Consider the following 23,790-nt stretch of genomic DNA (forward strand, 5'->3'; position numbering starts at 1 on the left):
TTGTTTTATGTTATAGAAACAAAAAAACAGGAACAAGTCCTGTTTTTTTATTAATTTATTAATGTTTTTTTATTAATTTATTAAAATGATTAAACTAAACAAATTTTAATTGGTTCGAAAGCTTTGTAAACTTCTAGTTGGTCTTTATATTTATTTTCTAGAATATTAACCATTTCCATCACAAAGACATTTTCTGCCATGTGGTCCATGTCAATAATGTTTTGGTTTTTAGCTTCAGCATCTACTCAGTCATGGTGTTTTAGATCACCACTTAAGAAAGTATCAACTTTTAATTCATTAAACACAAAGTCAGCATATTTGTATGAAGACCCAGCACAAATAGCAATTTTGTTAACACGGTGATTAATTCATTTGTGGTTATATTTAACCATTGGTGAACGTACAGTTGATTTAATTACACGCGCAATAAATTCAATTCCGATTCCCACTTTTGTTTCTGCTGTTACGATATAAGGGTTTTGTTCGCATTGTTGAATATTTAATAAACCAAGACCGATTCCTTTATTGTTAATATCATTCAATCAGTTTGCAATCGTCATGTTCATCCCTTGTGGTGATTTGTCAAAGTTTGAATGTAAATTAATATGAGCAATTTTATTTTCTTTTAAGAAATCAATCGCTTTTTGATTTACATAATATGGTTTTTCAGCACTAACATCTTCACTAGTAAATAAAGGGTGGTGCGTAATAATTAAATTTGCTCCATATATTTTAGCTTCTCGTAGGACTTTATCAGTAATTTCTAAAGCAACATAAACTAAATTAACTGGTTCATCATGTTCATAAAATAAACCAGCTTTGTCGTCGCTCTCAATTAATGAAGCGGGGTATTTCGTTAATAAAAATTTATAAATGTCCTGTACTTTTAAAACTTGTTTTTCTTTCATCGTCAATAACCTCTTTAATATATTGTCATTCTTCGCGTAAATCATTATTTACCCGAGTTAAGTCCAATTGCGATAAGTATGTATAACGTTGTTGCAAATAGTCTCGATATAAGCTGTTAGCACTGGCTCATAATGATCTACTAATATAATAATCTTTTTTTGTATAATCTGCTTTTTTATTTACTTGTTCGCAAGAAAAAAGGAAATAAAAAAGGGTTTTTTCTTGAATTATTTCTTCCATCTTAATGTGATAACCGTGTTCATATAAGTATGCACGCAATAAATGCACATCAGCATGGGGATTTAAAACAAAACGCGTAAATGATTTTGGTTTGTTTTCTAGAATACGAATAATTAATTGTGCACCCATCCCAGCGATACAGACCACTTTATCGGGTTCATTAATTTCTAAATTACGCAAGCCGTCATTTAATAAAAAACAAGCTTGATTTGAAAAATCTGCTTGTTGGTAATTTTTTTGTGCTTGGTTTAATGGTCCTTGATTAATATCGATATTATAAACAAAGTAAACTTGTTTGTTTGTTAATAAATACAAACCAAGGTAGCCATGATCACAACCCACGTCAACACAAATTTTTGAGGAACCAATCAGGGTTGCAAGGGTTTGTATTTTTTTATTTACCGTCATTTATTGAAAGTAAGAATGATTTTAGTTTAGCTGTTTTTGAAGGGTGTTTTAGTTTGCGTAAGGCCTTTGATTCAATTTGACGCGCACGTTCACGCGTTACTTTAATTTCTTGACCGACTTCTTCAAGTGTATATGGACGTTCATAAGGTGCTAATCCATAACGCATCTTAATCACTTTTTCTTCTTTTTCTAATAAAACCTTGCGGAAGATTTCATTAATTTCATCTTTTAATGCTCGACGTTCAGTATATTTTTCTGGTGAAATTAGTTCATCATCTGAAATAAAATCACTAAATTGTGATTCTTCGTCATGTCCAATTTGTTTATCTAAAGAAACTGGATCAACGTTTAATTTTTTAATCTCTACAACTCTAGAAGCTGTAATCGGTGTTGTTGTCTTTAGTGTTTCAAGTTTGTTCATGGCTGCAGCAATTTCTTCAGCCGTAGGGTCACGCCCTAACTCTTGCACCAATGTTCGTTCTGTTTTAGTTAATTTGTTAATCGTTTCCACCATATGTACTGGAATACGAATTTGTCTCGCTTGATCTGCGATTGCTCTTGTAATTGACTGACGAATTCATCATGTTGCATATGTTGAGAACTTATGCCCCTTTTCATAGTCAAATTTGGAAATGGCCTTTAGTAGACCTGTGGAACCTTCTTGGATTAAGTCTTCTAAATCCAATCCACGGTTTAAATACTTCTTAGCAATTGAGGTAACTAAACGCATGTTTGATGTATATAATTGTGCGACACCCGTTTTATGTGTTGCTTCATCCTCATCTAATACCATCTTAGCATAAGTTTCTTCATCATCTTTTTTTAGAATTTTTGATTCACCTAATGTTCCTAGATAAGCTTTAATCCCATCATCAACCTTTTCACCTAAAGATGAAGCAATCCCCATCTTTGATGAAGAAATTTCCATGGTATCATCAATTCCTCATTCATCGCGCTTTTTAGCCGCTGTCATTTTTTTATCTTTTTGAAATAAATCAATTTGGGTTACAGTGATTCCTAAACTTTGCAGTAGGGCCACAATTTCTTCATAATGTTCTTCACGTAATGAAAATTGGGCTAATCGGTCACGTAATTTTAAATACTTAATTGTATTTCGGGTTCTTTTTTTATTGGATAATTCGATTACCATATCCATAATAATTTCATTAATATTATGATCTTTTAATTGTAAAAGGTTTCGTGATTCTAAAATCCCAGCATCCTTTTCCTCTAAGATATAATTAAAAGCAAAATCATCCGCAAAACTTAAATTAATTTTATCTACAAGTTCTTCACGACTATGATAAACCGGTTTCGTATGATCGTTTTTTTGCATATTTCTCTCCTCCTTCAAATTTTCTATATATTAAAAATTGATAAAAATGTTTATTATTAAGCAAATGCAAATAATGACAAAAACCGACGCACAAGCATACAAGAACCAAATAAATCCGTGGTAGTATAATGAGCGATAAATGTTTTTAATACTATTAATTCAACACCCTAATAAAAACAATAAAGGAAAATACAAGCAGGCAAAGCCTGTATAAATCATATATTGTACGGGTTTTGTTAAATTGCTTTGCATAACAATATAAGCCTGTTGCACGCTTAAATGTTCTGGCTTTAAGAAGTGTAAAATAATTCCGAAAATAATGCTATATAGCAAAATCATCCCTAAGATAATTCCTCAAGAAATTCCTAGACCTTTTTTGCTACGTAAATGCTTTTCAAAACTAAAATACTGTTTGTGTTTTTGTTTAACCATAAGTTATCCATTCATTTTCTAAATTGTGTTGTGTGATTCAAAATTGATTAACAATAAAAGAACCCCAACGGAGTTCTTTTATAAATAGCTATGGCAATTGATTAAGGAACTCACTTAATCATTTGTTATTGGTATTAGTTAATTTATTTAATTTCTAAAACCTTAACTTTGTAGGGGTTATCAATATGTAAAGTAACGGTTTCGTTGACTTTTAAACCAACTAAAGCCTTACCTAAAGCTGATAAGTTAGAAATCCGGTTTTTCATAGGATCAACGTCAATTGTCCCTACAATACTATATTCTTCTTCTTTGTTAGTCTTATAATTGAAAATTCTGACCACATTCCCTAGTGATACACGATCCATTGAAATTTTTGTATCATCAATTAATTCGTAATCGTTTAAAATGTCTTCAATTTCTTCTTTTCGTCGGTTTAAATTCGCTTGTTCGTTTTTAGCTGCATCATAATCCGCGTTTTCTGACAAGTCACCTTGTTCACGAGCGGCTTGTAATTGACGTGTAATTTCCGGTCATTTAATATTTAAAATATCATGTAATTCCTGCTGCAATTCACGTTCTTTTTCTTTAGTAATTGTGTGTTTCATAATTCTCCTTTAAAATAGAAAAATAGACCATTATATAAACTAACGGCCTAGATTAAATTATTCTTGTTTTTCAATAACTGTTTCTGTAACGAATTCGTCACCAGTTGAGTTATCGATTTCATCTTCCTCGTATTCCACTGAATCTTCAGTTACTTGAAGATCAACATTAACGATTTCCTTAATACCCTTTGTGAAAGTGAATTTAGGAACTGTTTTTTCTGGAATAATTAATTTTTCACCAGTAAAGACATTAATCCCTTTACGTTCTTTACGAAGTGATAATTTAAATTTACCGATTTTCCCTAAGCTAACTACACCAGTCCGTGCTAATTCAAGAATTAGAAAGTTTTCATAAGTTTCTAGGATTTCTTTCGTTGTTTTTTTATCTTGATTAATCATTTTCGATACTTGGTTAATAATTTGCGTTCTTGTTAATGGTTTTAATTGATTTGTCATATATTAATTCTTTCCTTGAATGTGATTATTTTTATTATAACAAATAATAAAAAAAATTATTTTTTTAAGAAATTAACTCCGGCATTCAAAGCGATTTCCATCATCTCTTTAAATGTTGTAGCTCGTTCTGTTGGTGTCATTGAAGCTTCAACAACTAATGAATCAGAAACAGTTAACATTGTAGCAGCGTTTTTGTTTAAAATTTGCGCATTAGCAAACAACCCAGCTGATTCCATATCCACACACTGTGAATGTGTACGTTTTTTAATTTCATCTAATGTTTCATGGCCATTATTATAAAAGACATCTGAAGCATGGCATGTAGCCTCAATTAATGGATGATTTAATTCTTGGGCACTTTTTTTAATTGCTTCATAAATGCTTGGTGTTGGGTACATAAAGTTATCTTTATCTTTTTTTGCCCCGATTAATTCAGGGTATGTTGAATCTGTATATGATTTATTAACTAGGATTACATCACCTAATTTTAAATCTTCAACATAAGCACCCGTTGAACCGACACGAATAATCGTATCAACATCATAGAATTTGAATAATTCATATGAATAAATTCCGATTGATGGAATCCCCATCCCGTGTCCCATTACACTAATTCTTTCTCCTTTATAGTAACCTGTATAGCATAGCATTCCCCGCACGTCGTTTACTAAAATAGCATCCGTTAAAAACGTTTCGGCAATTCAGCGAGCACGTACTGGATCACCAGGCATCAAAACAACTTTGGCAATTTCGTCTTTTTTGGCATGAATATGTGGTGTCATAAATATTTTCTCCTTAAATTTTAAACATTATACTATTAATTATAAATTAATTACGCTTTATTCTTTGCAAGTATTAAAGAAAAATTAATTAATTTCTCTTTTTTATTTGCTTAGCAAACATTAATAACTGTTTTAGATTAGTAGTATTGATTATTAAATATCAATATAACAAAGAAAAAGCACCCATAGGGAGTGCTTAGACTTGGTTTTAACGAATTTTAAATTTGAAGTCAACAATTCCTGAGTTGAATAAGTTTAATGACTTGAAGACATCGTTAAAGCTTGTTTGTTTAATATCAGTACCGTGAGTAATTAAATATGTACCTGTACGTGGGTTAACAATGAAGTATCCATGTGTTTGAGTCAGTGTTTTTTCAACATCTCTTAGTAGAAGATCTTGTCGTGTTCCATCTATTGTTGGTTGTTCCACATTAATTAAAGTAGCTGTTTGATTTGCAGACAATACAGCATTGCGAGAATTCAATCACGCACCAATATGGTTAGCATCTGAATCAAATGGATTTTCTAACATAAAGCGTGCAAATTTAATCTTATCTCAAGATACTCATTCGTTTCTATCAATAGTTTTATCATCTTTTAATCCTGGATATTTCATCACGTTGTGTAATTCATATCAGCTATTATACATGTAGATGTCATGTGTATTAGTATCTCATTCAAACGCGAATTTCATATTAATTAGTAAAGCTGACGGCATTTGAGATCCCGCAACAATTTTATTGCCTTCTACCTTAAAGAAATTATTTTGCAAGAAAGAATATTCCGTAGCTGATGTGCTTAATTCTGCTGGGACACTCACTAAAACGCTTAATTCCTTATTATTCGGATCAACCGATACATGTAGAATTTGCTTGTCGCTTTCCACACCAATTTGCGAGAATTGTGAACGCACAAATAATGTATTGAATGAGAATTTCATTGAAGCATCAGTTGTGTCTACTGAATCAACACTTGAATAGTCAATAATTTTATGGGCACCATCATTTTCATTCTTCAAGACTTGTTTTTTGAATGCATTAATAATATTTTGAACAATGCCATCTTCTGTTGTTTCTGCTCAGTTTAATTCATCGGAGTTGGCAACTAAAACCTTTGCGTCATATCCTGTTTTTACTTGATTATCAACAATATTTGTAAAGATTGCTGAAGTTCCAGAAATGGCAGCGATTTCATCTTTAGCTTTAAAGATAACATTGACTTCAAATTCTTCTGATTTTCATCCTTTGAAGTGTGCAAAGTCAATTAATGCAGATGGTTTATATTCGAAGTAAATTTTGAATTTCAGAATTCTTTCACCCGGTTTGTTTTGGTCTAATTCTTGAACTTGACAGTAAGTTCGGTTATTCGGATCTAAAGTTGGGTCATATGCTGGTTTAATTTTTACTCGTAAACTATTAGGGTTAAACATTGATTTCTTATCAATAGCTGTAAAAGCGAATTCTTGGAACATGTCTAGGAATTGGGCATTTTGTGTAACATCCATATCTTCCTTTGTATCTGTAGGTTTAATTTTCGCTAATTTATCAACAAAGACCTTTCAGTTAACATCATCTTTCGGTTTAATAACATTCATCGCTTTATTAGCGTTTGTTTCACCATTAATATTAACATTTGATGGGCGTTTTATTTGATAGAACATACGATCTTTAATAAGATTAACTAATTGATAGAAGTATTCGACAAATATTTGTTTATCAGGGTTGGTTGTATCATTTGTAATTGCTGGAATTGCATTAATGAAAGTTAATGATTCATCCTTAAGCGTTGTTGTACCATGAACACTAAAGGCATGTTTAATAGCATCTAATGTACTTGCAGTTAATGCAGAACCATTGTTGTTATCTCATTGGTTAGCATCTATTTTCGCTAAAATTTGGTTATTGAAATAATTAGAAATAACTGCTTTATATTGTTCGAAGAACAGATCGTTGTTTACCGAATCTGCATTCTCATTAGCTTGGCTGCTAATGTATGGTTTTCATTCTGGTGGTAATTGACCAGATGCATCAATCTTATATAAATTACCTGTAATTTCTTTATATTTACTTGCTTCATATTTATCATAGAAAGCAGTTAATGATTCTTTTAACAAATTAATGAAATCTGTAAAGTTGTTTTTTGAAACAATTAATTGATTATAGTAATTTGCTAAAATTGTTGGATCATTTGATTTATCAAAGGCTTGTAAATCTTTTGCTAATACTTGATAGTTTGGTTGAACCTTTTGAGTATATAAAGCGTATGCTTTTTGCATCCCTAATTTTAATAATGGGTTTTTTTGCGCGTCATCTCAATCACTGATAACAAAGAAGTGCATATATTCATATAAGAATCCTGCCGAAGGTGAATCTTGATCTGCTAAACGAATATACTTGTGAACATCTGATTTTAATGCTTCTACAAATTTAGCAACTTCTTGTTTTGCTTCCACAATCAAGCTGGTTGTTGGTTGTAAATATAAGTTAATAAAATCAAGTGGTTCTAATGATGTATATTGGTTATTATAGAACGCTTCAGCATTATTTAATGCATTGTTTTTTACAAATTCATTTTCTAAACGTGTTTTTAGAGCTTGCAGTTTAGCAAAAATAGCTTTTGTTGCTGGATTATTAACATCTGCAAACAGTGTTTGTTGAACAAAATTATTTACTTGGTTTAGGGTGTTAATAACATTTGCATTTTGCGTGTTAAACAAGTAAGTTAATTGTCTTGAATAAGTTGAAATTCCTGTTCGCAATGTCTCATTAAAGGCTCGCAGATCAATTGCATCAATTAATTTATTAATCTTGTCAAGAACTTGTTTTTGAACAACGTTTCATGTTTGCGCATCTGTTTTTGTAATTGATTGATCATTAAAACTAAATTCGTTTTGAGCAAAATACACCTCATTATAAGTGTCATATTTTGCTAAAGCAGTTTTTAAAACAGCCAATTCTTCCTTAATCTTATTAATATCAAAAGCTTTATTTGGAACATCTAAGCTTGCTAGTAAAGCATTGATTCCTGTATTAGCAGCTTCAATAGCTTCTACTAGTTTTTCTTGTGATTGTAATAGCTTTTGATATGATTCCATTTTTGCTTTGTAAACAGCTTTAATTGCTTGCGGAATTAATACTTGATAGTATTCACGAATTCTTGCTTCATCGCGATCTATGGTTTTTTGGTTTTCTTTATTGGCTGCCAAAATAATTATATTTAAGTGATCATAAGCTTTAATAACTGTTTGGTCATTTTCTGGAACAAACTTACCATCTACAACTTTGTTTAAGTCATTATTAACCTTGTTTGCATAAACTTTTTCAGCAACACTAATCATTTTACGTAAGTTATTAGCATTTTCATAACTTAAAACAATTGAATCATTATCTGCGCTAGCTTGTTTATAACTTGATAATGTTGGTTTTAAATAAGTTGTTCGTAATTTTTCAAATTGAGCCGTAGCATCAGCTGCATTTTGGTCAACGGCCTTAATTTTGGCATTTAATTCATCTAAACGATTTGAAATAACAGTTTTTTCTTGTTTTGTTAAATTGTCATTGTTTGATAAATTGAATTTCATTTGAGCACTTTCATTTAATAATTTTAAACGTGCTTGTTGGAAGGCTAAACGCTTGATACTATCTTGAATTTTAACTTTAAAACTATCTAAATCACTAATTCCAGATAAGGCAAACAATTCAGAAGCATTGATAACATCGGTGTTTTTAAATTCTTGAATTTCCTTACCGATCGCCTCATCAATCGGACTCGCAGAATCGATAAAGATATTAGCTTCATTAATTTGGTCAGCTAATGTTTTTAAATCAGCTGATAAATCAATTAAGAAAGAAAGTTTTTGTTCTTGTGTTTGGATTTCTTGAATTGTTTTAGCAAAATTATTAGCTCTGCGAATTTTATCTAAACGAACATCGATATTAGCAGATAAATTAACATAATTTTCTTTAATTGCTAAATATGATGAATTATCTGCAACATATGCGTTAACTTGTTGGTTTAAATCAACTCGTTTAGCATTAATTGCTTTGGTTCCTTCGTAACGTTCGTTAATTTGTACCATAACTTGATCTAATGCATTAGAGATAATTGAATTACCAATTTCGTTAGCTGTTTTATCAGGGATTAATTGATTTTGAGATGTTGGTAAAGTTTCGGCTAATAAGGTAGTTAAACTATTAACATCTGTTTGATAACCAATATAATTACCCATCGCATCTTTTCACGTTTTCTTCGTATCTGAAACATTTTTTAATGTTTTTAAATAACTAATCACTTTATCAACTAGAGCTTGTTGGTCATCAATCACAGGAGCAATATTAACATCTAATCAGTTCATTAGTGTTTGTTTTGAAGCTGTTTGACGATCAATACCATCTGTTCCATTAAAGTCTAGTTGTTCAACGATTTTTTTGGCTTCTAAGATCTTTAAATGAGTTTGTTGAGCTCATTTCATATTTCTAATTGCCACATCTAATTCAGCATTAGCTTCATCAATTAAGACTTTAGTTGAATCAGCATCATTACTTGTCCCTAATTTACCATATACATTGGCATGAATATTATTTACAACGTGTTCAAATTCGGTAATGTAGTCTTGTAAAATTTGTGAGCTTTCGCCCGTATTAGCTTTAATTTCAGCAACAACTTTTTCCCCTTCACGAACTTTTTTTGCTAAGTCAATTGTGTTGGTTTTATTAGCAATTAGGGCATTAATTTGTTGATTAATGTCTTTTAAATTGTCTAAAGTGGCGCTTGGTGATTTGTTTGCTTCAATCATTGATTTGATTGTTTCACGTACAATTGGTTCTAATTTAACATCCATATCGTTATTTGGATTATTAGCTTCGTTTTTGATGTATGTTAATCAATCGATATTAATAGCGACCTTATTTGTTAAACGTAACCCTGCCATCACATCAATATCTTTAATAGATTGTTGTAATGCGGCAGCAGCTTTTTGAACGTCAGTCTCTTTATAAGCTAAGTTATTTAAACCTAAATTAGAATTTGATAAAGCTGAACGTAAATTTTTATTAGCCTCACTATAGTTGTTTTCTAATAAATTAGCTGTCTGTCTTAAATTTGCTTTAACTTCATCCATATTTGCTTGATCATTAGCATTTTGGGCAGTTAATTTAGCAATTAAATCATTTAATTCATCTAAATGAGCTTGTGCTTGAGCATCTATTTTTTGGTTATTAGTTACCGTTCGTTTAATCTTTTCTAATTCAGCTATTGCTTGTTCAATTGATGGTTTAGCAGACGCATAATCTAAATCCTGCTTGTCTACAATAGCAATAGTGTTTGAAGCAAATGTTTGTGCTTGTTTTCATGAGTCTAGTTGAACAATAGCATCAATTTGAACCACATTTAATTTCTCATATGAATCAATTCGCTTCGCCATGTCTTGGAATTCTTGTAGAGTATGTGTTTTGTCATTCGCAAAGTTATTCATGAATTCAACAAATTCACGGTGTTCAGCGTCAATCTTAGCATAATCAGCATTTGGATGTGCTTGCTTTAATTGTTCATATGATTGTTCATATGTTTTTACACGATTTAATAATAAATCTTGTTGGAAAGCATAAATTAGTTTATCCTTATAGGTTTTTAAATCTTCACTATTTGTTAATGATTTGTGTGAATAAGCATCTTCTAACTCACGCTTGACATCATTATAGTGTTTATAACCTTCGTGGTTTGGAACACCATTTGGATCAATTTTATTTAATTCAGTATCTAAACCACCAACTAAAATATTGTTTTCGCGTTTTGGTGCACCATTAATGACATTATCTTTAATTTCATTATATGAATTGTTGTAATTGTCTAATAATACTTGCTTTTCTTGCGTTGTTTTTTGAACATAAGCTTGTAAATCTGTTAAGGCTTTTTCTAAAGCAGCAACTTGGATGTTTTTATTTGAATCATTATATTGTAAATATAAAGCATCTATTTCCCTGGCTTTTTCTTTTAAATCGGCATTTAGATTTTTACTTGTGTCATTATAAATTTTTCAATTTTTTTCATCATCAGATAGTAATGAATCCAGTTTTTTATACTCTGCACGCAAGTTTGCTTTAGCTTGTACAATTTTCATAATTGCATCAAGATCACGAATTTGATCGCTGGCTTTTTTTGTTTCACTGAACATATTATTACTAATTTGTTCTTGCAGTTTAATTGCATCTAAAGGTGAAGTTTTTAATAGTTGTTTATGTAACTCAATTGCTTCTTTTAATTTAGCTTGTAATGTTTGATCGTCGTTTAAAGTATCGGCAATTTTTTGAACTTCTACTAAATTAGTTGAATCAATCCCTGTTTGGGCATATTCTTTTAATTGATTTTTGATCTTATCATTAAATTGAGTTTCAAGTTCAGATAACCCACCTTCTTGACCTTCATTATAAATAGCACCTTGCAATTTATCATTATAGGTTTGAATACGGTCATGGTTAAAAGCTAAATCTATATTATTAATTTGTTCTTCTAGACCAAATTTAGTTGGATCAGAAGCGGTTGGATTACTAATTAAGTTATAGAATTCCTTTTGTCCAGGAATTTCCTCACCACTACCCAATAAGTTAAGGAGTTGTGAAATATTGTTACGTGTTGGTTCAAAGTTTGAAATGGCTCCAACAGTAAATTGTTTAACAACTGAATCGTCTTTATTATATTCTTGCACTTTTTTATCAAATAAAGCTTGGCCATCTTCAATTTGTTTCACCAAAGGCATAATGTCTGATAAACTCTTCATATCTTTTAATAAAAGAACTTTTTGTTCATCTGTTAAATCTTTTTTACTAGCTCGTTTTTTTAATTCATTTAGACGTGTTAATAAAGCTTCTGCCCCAGGTGAATTATTCGGATCTTGTGGATTGTCTAAATTTGCATTTGGATAAGTTTTTAGTAAATCTCGACCAATTTCTGAGATTAATGCTAACGTTTCATTATCTTTTCGTTTTTCATTAGTTTCTTCTACTAAAGTAGCTAATTGTTTGTTTAAAGCATTAATTTCATCAATTGTAGTGTTTGGGTCTTTAAGGGTTTCTACAATTTTTTGTTTTAGGTTGTTAATTTCAGCGATTTCACCTTGTAGTTTCGCCTTCATAGTACTTGAACCATTATTAATAGCTGTAATTAATTCATTAGCACTTTCCACAGTGTTAGTAATATCTTTAATTGCTTGAGCGTTATCTCTTAAATGATCACTATCTTCTACATCTTTTTGCATTTGCGTAATCATATCATTAACATTGTTAATTGTTTGATTATTATTTAAAGCGTTTTCAATTTGGGCTTTAATTGCAGCGAAATTATTTTTACTTTCATTTAAAGAATCAATTTGTGTTTGTTCACTTGGTGAAAAAGTGTAATCAGGAACATTTTTGTCATTAAATAAACGACGGATGTAAGTGTCATTATTTTCAAAAGCATCGTTTGTTTGAGCATATACAACTACAAGTTCATATGTATTTAATAAATTTGTATACTTGTTGATTTGTGCTCATAAATCCATTGAAGTTACAGGATTAAAGTCTTCAAGCATTTGCTTTGAAGTTGTGTTTAAGGCTGTGAATTTTGCTTCAAAATCATCCTTGTTAATTAAACGAGGATTTAAATTACTTAATTCTAAAGCTACCTTATCGTGCAGATATTGTAATTGGTGACGTAATAAATAACGAGTATTTTCTCATTTATTTTTCACATTTTTAATAGCTTTAGTTGGTTCAACTTTAAAACTAATTAAGTCTTGTTCGACAGTGAATAATAATGAGTTAACTTGATCTAAAATTGGTTTGTTGTAATATTTATTGAAAACAACCGTTGTATCATGATATAGATCTTTTAAAGCTAATAATTGGTCTTTTAAAATTAACAATGAACTTTGGGCATTTAATAGATCGACTAACCCTAAAATTTCTTGATTTACTTTTGCAATAAAATCATCAGAATTTTTGTATTCTTGAATTAATTGATCAATTTTTTGGTTGAAAGCAATTTCTTGGTAAGGAGTGATTAAATCTTTAGCAATTAGTTCGTTTAGTTTTTGTTTAAATAGTGCAATCCGTTGATCAGCAAAACGAAGTGCATTTAATTCATTTTCGTATTTGAATTTAATGTCTAATAATTGTGTACGATCTGTATATTGATTATTAATCAGTTTTTGAACTTCTGATTTATTTCTTAAATCATTAAATGGTTTTTGCAAGTATTCTAGACGATTGCCAATATATTCTAAACCTTCCACAAAGTTAGCAACTAAATCATTACCTGAAATTTTGTTATCTTTTAATGATGTAACGAATTTTTCGAACTCTGTTCTTAGAGCAGCAACATCAGCAGCTGTAGTTGTTTGATTTAGTTTTAAAACAAAGTTTTTATTATAGAAATCAGCTAAACGAGTATATTCTTTGTGTTCGCTTGTTTGTAGATGTTTCTTTACTAGTGAAGAGTTTAAGCGTTGCAATTCATGGTAGAAATAATCAGCCATTTTCAAATCGTGTGTTGATTTGAAATCATTATCTAAATCAGCAATTTTAGCTTCATCCTCTGGTGATAATTCAATAGTTTTTAATTCACTAGCTAATAATCCAAAAGCTTTTTGTAATTTGTTGAAAACTAAAGTATATGTGCTGTTTGCTAGATCATTATATTCCTTAACATAATCAGCATCCTTATTGGCTTCTAATGATTGAACATTTTGATTTAAATTATGCATTAAAATGTTAAATTCATTTACACGGTAGTCTTTATTCATTGCCAAGGCATTAATTGAGTTAACATAGTTAATTGCTTCATTAGCAACAGCGTATGAACCCAATTTTTCTGTACTTGTAATTAAACTACTTAAGCTGACTTGTGGGTTATTTAAAATACTAAATAATTTTTCATCCTGAGTTTTGATGGTTTGTGATAAATATTGATTAAACAATTGCAAGTTAGCTATTTGTGCTTCTGCAGATTGTTTTAAGAAGTTACCTTGAATTAATTTTAAGTCAACTAAATCATTTGCTAAAAATGCTTGACGTAAATCTTGTTCTTGAACAAAATTAACATTTTCACGTAGGAAATCAATTAATAGTGGTAATTGACGATCGTTAAATTCTCCGTTTGTTATCGCTTGGTTAATAGCTTGCATTAAGCCGTCAGTATATTTTTGACGTTGTTCGTGCATTAATTGCAATTTAACGACAACATCAACTTTACTGTCATCTAAAATTTTTCAAGATTTTTGATATTCTTGGTTTAAAACAGCCATATCTAAATCTAAAGTTTTAGCTAATTGGTTAGCCTTTGTATGCATCTTTGTATAAACAGTATATAAATACGATTTCTTTAAAGAAGCAAATTTTTCGTGAATTAATAGGGTCGTAGCTATTAAGGCAGATGCCCCGACTAAAAATGCTGATGCACTAATTAGTAATTTTTTTGATATTTTCATAAATGTTGCTCCTTTTATTTCTTGTTTGATTCCGGATGTAATTTTACGGTGATATAGAAATCTTCTAAGCCGTCTTTAAAGCTTTGATCATTTTTATTCAATAATGCTTGCATATGTTCTCTTGCAGATCTAGCAGCAGAATGTTTGTCGACAAATAATGGAGTGTTCATATAATATTCTGCATATTCATTCGGGTCAGTAGTTGGATTGGTATTATTTGGTAAATGAGAGTCTGGTTTGTTTAAATCCAAGAAGACAGTTGGATAAAGTTCATAATGATTACGGACTGATGGTTTTAACACAACATCATTGTTAACACCTCTTCATCCAACTCTACCACTATATGCTTCAAAGAACATGAAAATAATACCTTTGATATTAGAATCTTCTTTAGCAACAACTGGAACGGCAATATAGAATGGTGTTCAGAATTCGAAGTTGTTACCGTCCCCCTTCACATCGGCACCTGTCGAGTTTCAATATACATATGATTGATTAGTTTCATCTTTATAGTTAACAAGATGATAGGTTTTTTGTTTGATAGTAACTGGTATACCTGCTTCGGTTGTTTTGAACTTAATTTCTACTCCATTTGTTGTATCCTTAGGATCATTTTGAACGTTAGGATCGGCATTGTTTTTTAAGAAAGTTAAATTATTTTTAGCTTCATGAGCAGCGATTTGTTTAATTAATGCATTAACATAGTTATAAATTAAAGTCTTATTATTTCACCCAGCTCGCGTCGCTTGCAATCAAGTATGAATGTTAGAGTTCGTCAAGAATTCTTTTGTAATCTTTAATGTATCTTGAGTTCTAAAAGTTATAAAGACATCATCTTGATTAAATTTAAAAGCGGGTACATTTCAGAAAATATTATTTGGAATATCCTTATTTGTTAATGGTGGTACATATTCATACATTAAATTAACTTTAATTTTCTTAAAGGCTGTGTCAGCTTGCAGATATGTTTTTGTATATGAGGATTCCCCTGCATCTTTTACTAAATAAACGCGTACATTTGATGAATAAATATCTTCTGGTCCTCTTGGTTTTACTAAGAAAGCAAATTGCGTGTAATATTCTTTCAAGATTTCAATATCTTTTGAATCTTTATTAATTCATAAATAAGACTTATTATCTTTTGTTATTATTCTAGTTTGATCAGTTTCTCAGTTTTTAACAATTTGTTCAAAATCTTCGACTAGTTTATCATCCTTAACTGCGAAACTTGTGTTTTTTTCATCATTTAAAGCTGCAAACGCTTTTTGTTGATTAGCAGTCGCTAACATTCATCGATTTAAATCAACTGCTGCATCATAAATTTTTGATAAGTTGTTTTGTAGTTCTGTAACTAATAAATCACCTTGTAGTTTACTATCGATATCAGATTTTAAACTAGCTATACTATTAGCAGTATTGTTATAAGCATCGATTAATTCTTTAAAGTATGTTTTTTTGTCTGCTGAACTTGACAATAGATTAATCATTGGTGCTAATTCTTTACGGCTATCAACAAAGTCGAAGGCAATTTTACGTAAACTATTAACATCGTGAGCTGTTTTATCTTTGCTTGAATTGTATCAACCTTCAAAATCATTACCGTAGATTGTTTTATAAATTGCAAACCGGTTGTCCACAACTTTCTTAGATAGGTCAGCAAAATTATTCCACATTTTATTACGTTTACTAATCAATGTTTGATCTAATTCATTTTGGTTGTAATTGTATTTTTCGCTAAGATCAATTACTCCTAAATCATCAAAGACTTTTAACGCATCAGCTGTTGTTTTAATTGTGTTTAATTTTGTAAGAATTTCATTAACAATTGCATTATCTGGTTGAATATGTTTTAATACCTTAATAATTTCATCAATTTTAGCACGTAAATTATTAGCTTGAGCTGGGTCAGTAGCCAATTGTTCACTGAATGCTAATAAATCAACTTTTTGTTTTGCTAAATTACTAAAGGCGATGCTAATAAAACTGTTGAATGTTTTATTCAACGCTTCTGCTTGGTTAATATATTTAATCCGTAATGCTTTTTGGTAATAATTATCGTTTAACGGATCCATGAATTGTTCATAAACACTTGTTTTATCACTATTTCAACCAGGAATAATTTCAAAACTTGCTAACAAGTTGTCATTAGCTGTTGTTAGTTGTCCAATTGCTTTTGTAATTTCGGTAATATCTAAACCAATAGCACGAATTAAAACTTTAATTTCTTCCTCAGAATTTAAATAAGTATTGATTGGTGCTGGGAATAGTTTTGTTAAATCAGCATCATTGTGTGTATTCAATTCTTGCTGTGCATTTACCATTGTTCCATTTAAATAATTCAAGAAGACATAAGCACGGTTACGAATAGCACGTAAACGGTTCTTTTCAAAACTTACTAAACGATCAATTTGCGCATGTATTTTCAGTTTTCAAGTATCTAAATTAGCTGTTCAAGTTTTTAAATCATCAAACGTTTGGATGTTAGCAGTTTGCTTAAATGGATTTGTATCGTTTTCTCAATTAAATGTTTGATCATTATTTTGGCCACCCTTATTTCTTTCAGTCAATAATGGTGAATTTTCTTGATCAGTATAATTATCTTTAATATAACGGTTTAGTTCGTCCGCTTGTTGACGTAATTGCTTAACTTCCATTGTTTTAGTAACTTTTAAGGCGTTAATAATCCCTCTTGAATCATCACCAATTTCAAATAATAATGTTTCAATTTGTCCTTGGATTGTTTTTTGTGATTCTAGTCATGCATTGGCCGTATCACCTGTCGCCTTATTTTTTAAAGCATTCTCAGCTGCTGTAATTTTGACATCTAATTGATTATATAAATCTTTCATTTCTGTTGAAGATTCAGCATAAGCCTTATTGTTAATAGATTGTGTATTTGAGAATTTTTTCGCTTCATTAATTAATTCAGCTAGTTTTTTAGCGTTGGCAAATGATGTATCAAAACTTGTTAAATCACCTGTAATTAATTGTTGATAGTACTTGTTGTAAGCTGTTTCTGAAGTATCTTCTGATTCGTTAACCAATTTCATAACGTGTTCTAAAATATTTTCAAGAGCAGCTTTAAAATCAACTGTTAGTCAAGTATTTTGTTCTTTACTTGTTTTGTCTAATAATTGTTTTCTTTCAATATATGCTTTAATGATTTTAATCCGTGCAGATAATCGTAGGATTTTTTGCTCTAAAGCTTTAACTTGTCCTAAATTATCATTCTTATAATAATATTCTTTCACTTTTGAGTTGTAAGCCAATAATAATTGGATTGTTGCTTTCATTTGTGGATCTGTATCTTCTTTAATTTGTGGATTTTCTGCATTAGGATCTACTAAGAATTCATCAATTAATAAATGGTCTTTTTGAACCGCTTGAGCTAAGTCAACATAATTCGTTAATAAGCTGTGAATACGAATAATTTTGTTTTTATTTGATGCAATCGCTTTTTGATTATCAATGTATTTTTCAGTATGCGTACTTTCATCTTTTAAAGCGTTTAAAATCGATGCAGCATCTTGATAGTAGAACATATTCATTGCTGTTTTTAATTGATCATAAGCTTTTGAATTATTTTTTAAAAATTCATCTTCAGTACTTGTTAAAACAGCATAATCACTTTGATAGTATGCTTGCGCATTTGTTTTATCAAGGATTAAGTCAATTAAGGCTTTTCGTTGTGTATATGTATTATATGTATTATCAAAAGCAATTCCTAACTCATTATTAATAGCGTCGTTTAAGCTATTAATTTCTTGTGCGAAGAAGGCTTCGTCAACTTTTTGAGTATTCTCTGGCGTTTTAGGAACTGTATCAACAATAATTTTTGACAATAAGAAAGCGTCCTTTTCAAATGTGAAAGGATTAAAGTAACTAGCTGATTGATTTTGTGGATCATTTGCAAATCATCAATAGTTTTCAGCATTTTCAGTTGCAAAAGTTTTGTCTTCATGAACTGTTTTTCATGTATTCATTGTCACTTCGTTAGTTGGGTTTGTATAACGAGCTTGTTGTCGTTGATATAGGTTTAATGCTTTTTCTAACAATAAATTAACCCGACGCAAGTCTAATTCTTTCATTCTTGTTTCAGCTGTAGTTTGACTATTAACTGCTGTGACATAGAAGTCTAAATAAGCTTGAGCTTTTGCTTTAGTATCTGTGTTTTGTGCTGCATCAGAAACATCTTTTTTGATTTGGTGATAAGTGTTTGTTGATTCTGCTAAGTATTTTGTAGCCTTAATGTAATTTTCACGTACTTTTTCAGCTTCACTTAAATCGTTAGCTAAGTCATTTAAAGCGGCCACTGTTTTATTGATATCTTTATATGTATCAATTTTATCGTAATTATGACGAGCATCAGACGTTGCTTTTTCGATTTCTTTTTTAATACCTTCGATTAAATCTAAATTATCCTTAGCAACACTCGCATCTTTTTCTTTAGGGGCATTATCAGCTTGATCTTCTGTTTTTTTAACTGTTTCTGCTAAATTTAAAAGATTGCTTAAGTTTACTTCAACTGTATTGATGTTGTTTTGGATTTCTACAGCACGTTTTTTTGATTCAGCTAGACTTGGAATTGAACCATCTGGATTAGCTTTACCTAATTCTTTTAACTCTTGACGGTACCCAGCAATTAAACCTTTAATTTTACCTTCTAATGTTTCTTCAGATCATAAAGCTTCCTCAACTTGTTTATCGTGAACTTCTGGACGATAAACACTCTTGAAGCGGTTTTCAAGTTTGACAATTTCTGCTTCAATCGCTTGTTTTGTGTCGTTTAAATCACCCGCATTATTAAATGAATCGTTTAATTTATTAATGTGGTTATTAATTTCTTCGTTTGATGAATTATTACCTTCATCTGTTTTTTCTAATCATGGGTATTTATTTGTATTAGAATCAGCGACTGGTTTATTTTCGTTTAATGATTTGATTAATTCATCAGTTTTTAAAGCTAATTTTTCACGATCAGGGTTGTTATTAATATTCGTTATTTTTGTAGCAACTTGACGTTGTTTTTGAATCAATTTATCTAGTTGAGCAATTTTGTTTAACGCACTATTCACAGCAGCTAATTGGTCTGGTTTAGTGACATCAACAACGGTTTTTGTTAATTCGGCAATTAAACTTTCGTGTACTTCACTCGGTGTTGGGTGTGTTAATTTAATACTACTATATGCATCTAAATTAGCTTCAGTTTCTTTTAATTGATCCACATTAGCTTTTAGAAGACTCATCTTTTTAACATATAAGTCTTGTGCATATGCTAAATTGATTAAATTAGCAAATTGTTCAACGTAAGCCACATCAATGTTTGCATTGAATTTATCACCAACTGGACGATAAGCATTAACTGTTGCATCAGCTTTTTGTTTTGTGTAATTATCAAAGAATCCATTACTTGCATCGTTATGACGTAAATCACCTATGGTTTTGAAGTGTTTCAGGAATTCTTCTGTATATAATGCTTCGTTTTCATCAATCACACCATCACTAATAATTGTATTGAATCAGTTTTCTAAAGCAATTAAATAAGGCATCTTTTCACCAGTAGCATTTAAGTCAATCTCGTTAGCTTCTTCATGAGTTTTATTAACAGTGAATAAGTTTTTGATTTTAGTAATGCTGTCATCTAATGCTGTAGCTGCAGTGTTTTTCTTATAACGGTAAGTTGTCAGATTTGATTGAATATTAATCATCATTCTCGCATATTCATCAACGGTTGTTTGTGGATTTTCAATCTTAGCTTGATATTCTTTGATTTTAGCTTGCATTTCTACATCAATTGCTTGGTAGATTAAACGGTTAGGATTATTTGCGTCCACTTGGATGTTATTAGAATCTAATTTTGTTTGAGCTTGGTCATCTAAATTAATAACCTTGTTTTGATTAATTCTTAAGTTAATTAAACTATTTAATAAGTCTTTAGTTTTTTGTGCGTTATCACGTTTGTTTAATTCTTTGTCTAAATTAATCATTTTTTGAGCACGTTTAAATTCACTATCTGATGCATCGTCAAATGCTAATGCATTCGCAACAATAGATTCACCTAGTTCTTTAGCATATTCAGGGTATTTAACAGGTTGGGCACTAGTTAGTTCTTTATAAACATTGAAAGCTTCTCATAATTTCTTAGCTAAAGCGTTTTGTGAAGCGATACTTGAATCAAGTGCATTTACTTGATCAACTAGTTTGCTTACTTCTTCATCGTTAATGTTAGGATCAGCGATTTTCGCTGCAATTTCTTGCAATAATTCATTTTTCTTCCGATTAATTAAATCCAATTGTTCTTGCATTTTTTTGTATGGATTTTGTGATGCATCATCAGGATTAGTAGGTTCGACTTTTAACTTATTTAATTCATAAGTGTCAGCAATTAAACGAGCCTTAGCAATATCTAATTTAATTAATTGATTTGTCTTGTCAGCTTCTTTTTTTAAGGCTGTTAATTCATCTTTAGAAATAACAGGAATTAATTTATCTTCTTCATTAGAAGCTTGTTGTTTATATAATTTGTTAAATTTAGCCTTAATTGCGTTTAAAGCTTCTTGCTTAGCAGCAATATCTTCTTTTAAAGTAATTGGGTTAGGGTTTTGAGTGCTTAAATCATTATAAACATTTTCTGAATTTAGTTTATTTAACAAGTTTTGTGCTTTTTCAATTTCTGCCGCATTATTAGCAACTGTTTTTTCATATTGAGCAGATAATAAAGCTTCACTCGCAATGACATCCATTTCCGCACGTAGTTTATTACGGTAAATTTCTTTATCTTTTTCATTTAAATGAGCTGGTGGGTTAATAATATCATTACGTAGTTTTTCTAATTTCGCTAAAATCTTACCTTCTAATGGTGTTTGTGATTCGTTAGCTACTCTAAAGCTTGAATATGTTTGTTGTACAAGTTTTTTAATACGTGAAAAATCACTACGCGCATTAAATTCAGCCTTTTCTTTTTGGAACTTACTGAATTCGTCATTCAACTCAATTTGAATCGCTACTAAGTTGTTTTCAGTTGGATCATCTAAAGCATCTTTAGCTTGCGCTACTAAGTTATTAATTTTCTTTAAACGCGAAGCGAGTTGGGCTTTAATTTCTTTAACATTACTGCTTTCTTCTAGAGCATCTAATTCGTTTTGCACTAAACTAGTCAAGCTACCTAGTGAAGCAATTTGCTCAATTTTACTTTCTAAATTCTTTGCGTGTTTCGTTAAATCTGCAATTTTCTTTTGTTTTTCTTCTAACGTTAAATCACGGTTATCTTCAATAATGTTCATTTGATTTAAGATAACATCTAATTTATCAATTAATTGTTTTTTAACTTTTGCTGTACCTTCACCAACAAATGATTCTTCAGCTTTACCTTTAATCACTTCATTAATGTATTTACGTGATTCTTCTTTTTGACGACTAACACGTAATGCGTCATAGAAATCAATTGTTCATAAAACAGCAGTTTTCAATTGATCACGAGTAGCTAATGAATAAGCTGAAGCATATTCTTGATAAATTGGTTGTTGTTTACTGAACGCTGTTTTAAAATCATCGAGAACAAAATCACCGCTTAATTCCGTTTGAACAAGTGGTAATATTTTGTTTAAAACTTGCTTACAAATCGTACGAACTTCGTTAATAGTATTATTAATTTCATGAATGCCGGTTTGGTTTAATTTAGCAATATGTTCATTTAGAGCGTTTAAAGTTTCATTTGAAACTTGTAAACGACCTAAGTTCTTTTCAATAAATAAAGCTTCATCTTTTAGACGAGTAATTTGTTCGTTATTAAAGTCCATTAATAAGTGGTGGGCATTGATAACAGATATCATATCATTTAATTCTGCGATATAAGTTAAGAAATCTTTAAATTGTAAATCATTAACCTTATTTTTTAAAGTGTTAGCTAATTCTGGGCTAATCACATTAGCTTGTTGTGCTGTTTCGATTTCTTTTTGAGTTTTTAATAAAATGTTATTAGCAACTTTAACTTGGTTTAATTGTTTACTTAACGTATTGTAAGTAGTGAACAATTCATTAGTTGTTTTTTGTTCAGTCGGTAATTGTTCTAAGATGGTGTCAACTTGTTTTGCTAAAATAGCTGGCAATGTTGATTTAATTGTTTTTAATTGGTCAACTAAATCGTTAACTGCTGTGCGAATTTTATTATCATCAACAAAATATGCGGCTACGTTGTTGATAATTAGTGATAAATGGTTTTTAATGATGTCAAAACCTGTTGTTTCTTGATTGTTTAGATCAAGCACAGGGATGTCTAAGAAGTTTTGGTTTTTTTGGACAAAGTGAAGTAAATTATTAACTTCTTCATTTAGTGTTAATTTGATATCGTTGTCTAATTGACTTGCTGCGATTTCTTTTAAAACTTTATCAAAAACTTTAGTGATTGAACTAAATTTTTCTGTTCGATCACTTGTTTTAATACTTGCTTCGTTGTAAACACGATTATAAAGTGTTTCGAATTGTGTAATTTCATCAAAAGTTAAGTATTTGTTTTTTGAAATACCAATCATGTATTTTGTTAATTGGTTTAAATCACCAACTTGGTGGTTCATTGATAAACCATATTCGTTTTTATCATACATACGCATAAAAGTAAACATTGTCGTTTCAAACGGCAATAGTTTACTTTTTTCTTTTTCAAATACTTTAATTATTGTAGATAAAAAACCTTTAATGTTATTGGCATCAAATGTTTCAATGACACTTTGCGCTTCTGCACGTGTATCTGCAAGAATAAATAAATCTAGATAACGTTGTGCATTAGCGACTGTTGGTTCATTTAATAAAGTTGTACGTAATTCTAATTCCGCTAATTTATTTCTTTGTTCAACCATCAATTTAATTGGTGATTGTTCGTTAGCTAATAATTGCTTAGCATATAAAATAGCTTTTTCTATTGGTTCACGTTCAGTTAGATTTTTGTCTGTAATAAACTTATCAGCTGCATTTTTTTGTTGATCTAATTCATCAAAAATATGACCTGTTTTAATCTTACTATCTAATTCTGTTTTTGAATTTAATAATAAAGGAACGGCAATAGCAGCAGCAATCGCTGGAATTGCTAAAGCAGCCGCAATTCCTAAACCTATTTTTAATTTTCTTCTTTTGTTTTTGTTTGTATTATTGCTCATATGAATT

The 23,790-nt window shown here is 30.2% G+C and carries 8 protein-coding genes; all 8 read right to left on the bottom strand.

Going from position 1 to position 23,790, the window contains the following annotated elements; all coding sequences use genetic code 4:
- Positions 1–89: 89 nt before the first annotated feature.
- Positions 90–908, bottom strand: coding sequence for a Nif3-like dinuclear metal center hexameric protein (locus OF376_RS00415; RefSeq protein WP_263821583.1), 819 nt, complete (start codon positions 906–908; stop codon positions 90–92).
- Positions 868–1,557 (bottom strand): tRNA (adenine(22)-N(1))-methyltransferase, encoded by a 690-nt coding sequence (locus OF376_RS00420; protein WP_263821584.1) that lies wholly within the window; start codon positions 1,555–1,557, stop codon positions 868–870. Before OF376_RS00420 ends, OF376_RS00415 begins: the two co-directional genes overlap by 41 nt.
- The gene (locus OF376_RS00425) at positions 1,544–2,893 is read right to left on the bottom strand and encodes an RNA polymerase sigma factor (protein ID WP_263821585.1); all 1,350 of its coding nucleotides are present in this window, start codon (positions 2,891–2,893) and stop codon (positions 1,544–1,546) included. The genes OF376_RS00420 and OF376_RS00425 overlap by 14 nt, the downstream gene beginning before the upstream one ends.
- Positions 2,894–3,468: 575 nt before the next feature.
- The gene (greA, locus tag OF376_RS00430; protein WP_263821586.1) at positions 3,469–3,930 is read right to left on the bottom strand and encodes a transcription elongation factor GreA; all 462 of its coding nucleotides are present in this window, start codon (positions 3,928–3,930) and stop codon (positions 3,469–3,471) included.
- A 57-nt stretch (positions 3,931–3,987) separates the two neighbouring features.
- Positions 3,988–4,386 carry an HU family DNA-binding protein gene (locus tag OF376_RS00435; RefSeq protein ID WP_263821587.1) on the bottom strand — a complete coding sequence of 133 codons (399 nt, stop codon included), beginning with the start codon at positions 4,384–4,386 and terminating at the stop codon, positions 3,988–3,990.
- 56 nt (positions 4,387–4,442) lie between these two features.
- The gene (deoD, locus tag OF376_RS00440; protein WP_263821588.1) at positions 4,443–5,168 is read right to left on the bottom strand and encodes a purine-nucleoside phosphorylase; all 726 of its coding nucleotides are present in this window, start codon (positions 5,166–5,168) and stop codon (positions 4,443–4,445) included.
- Positions 5,169–5,376: 208 nt separating this feature from the next.
- On the bottom strand, positions 5,377–14,631 hold the full coding sequence (locus tag OF376_RS00445) for a coiled-coil domain-containing protein (RefSeq protein WP_263821589.1): 9,255 nt from the start codon (positions 14,629–14,631) through the stop codon (positions 5,377–5,379).
- Between the two features lie 14 nt (positions 14,632–14,645).
- On the bottom strand, positions 14,646–23,783 hold the full coding sequence (locus tag OF376_RS00450) for a hypothetical protein (RefSeq protein WP_263821590.1): 9,138 nt from the start codon (positions 23,781–23,783) through the stop codon (positions 14,646–14,648).
- Positions 23,784–23,790: the final 7 nt, after the last annotated feature.

Source organism: Ureaplasma miroungigenitalium, from assembly GCF_025780085.1.
GTDB lineage: Bacteria > Bacillota_I > Bacilli_A > Mycoplasmatales > Mycoplasmoidaceae > Ureaplasma > Ureaplasma miroungigenitalium.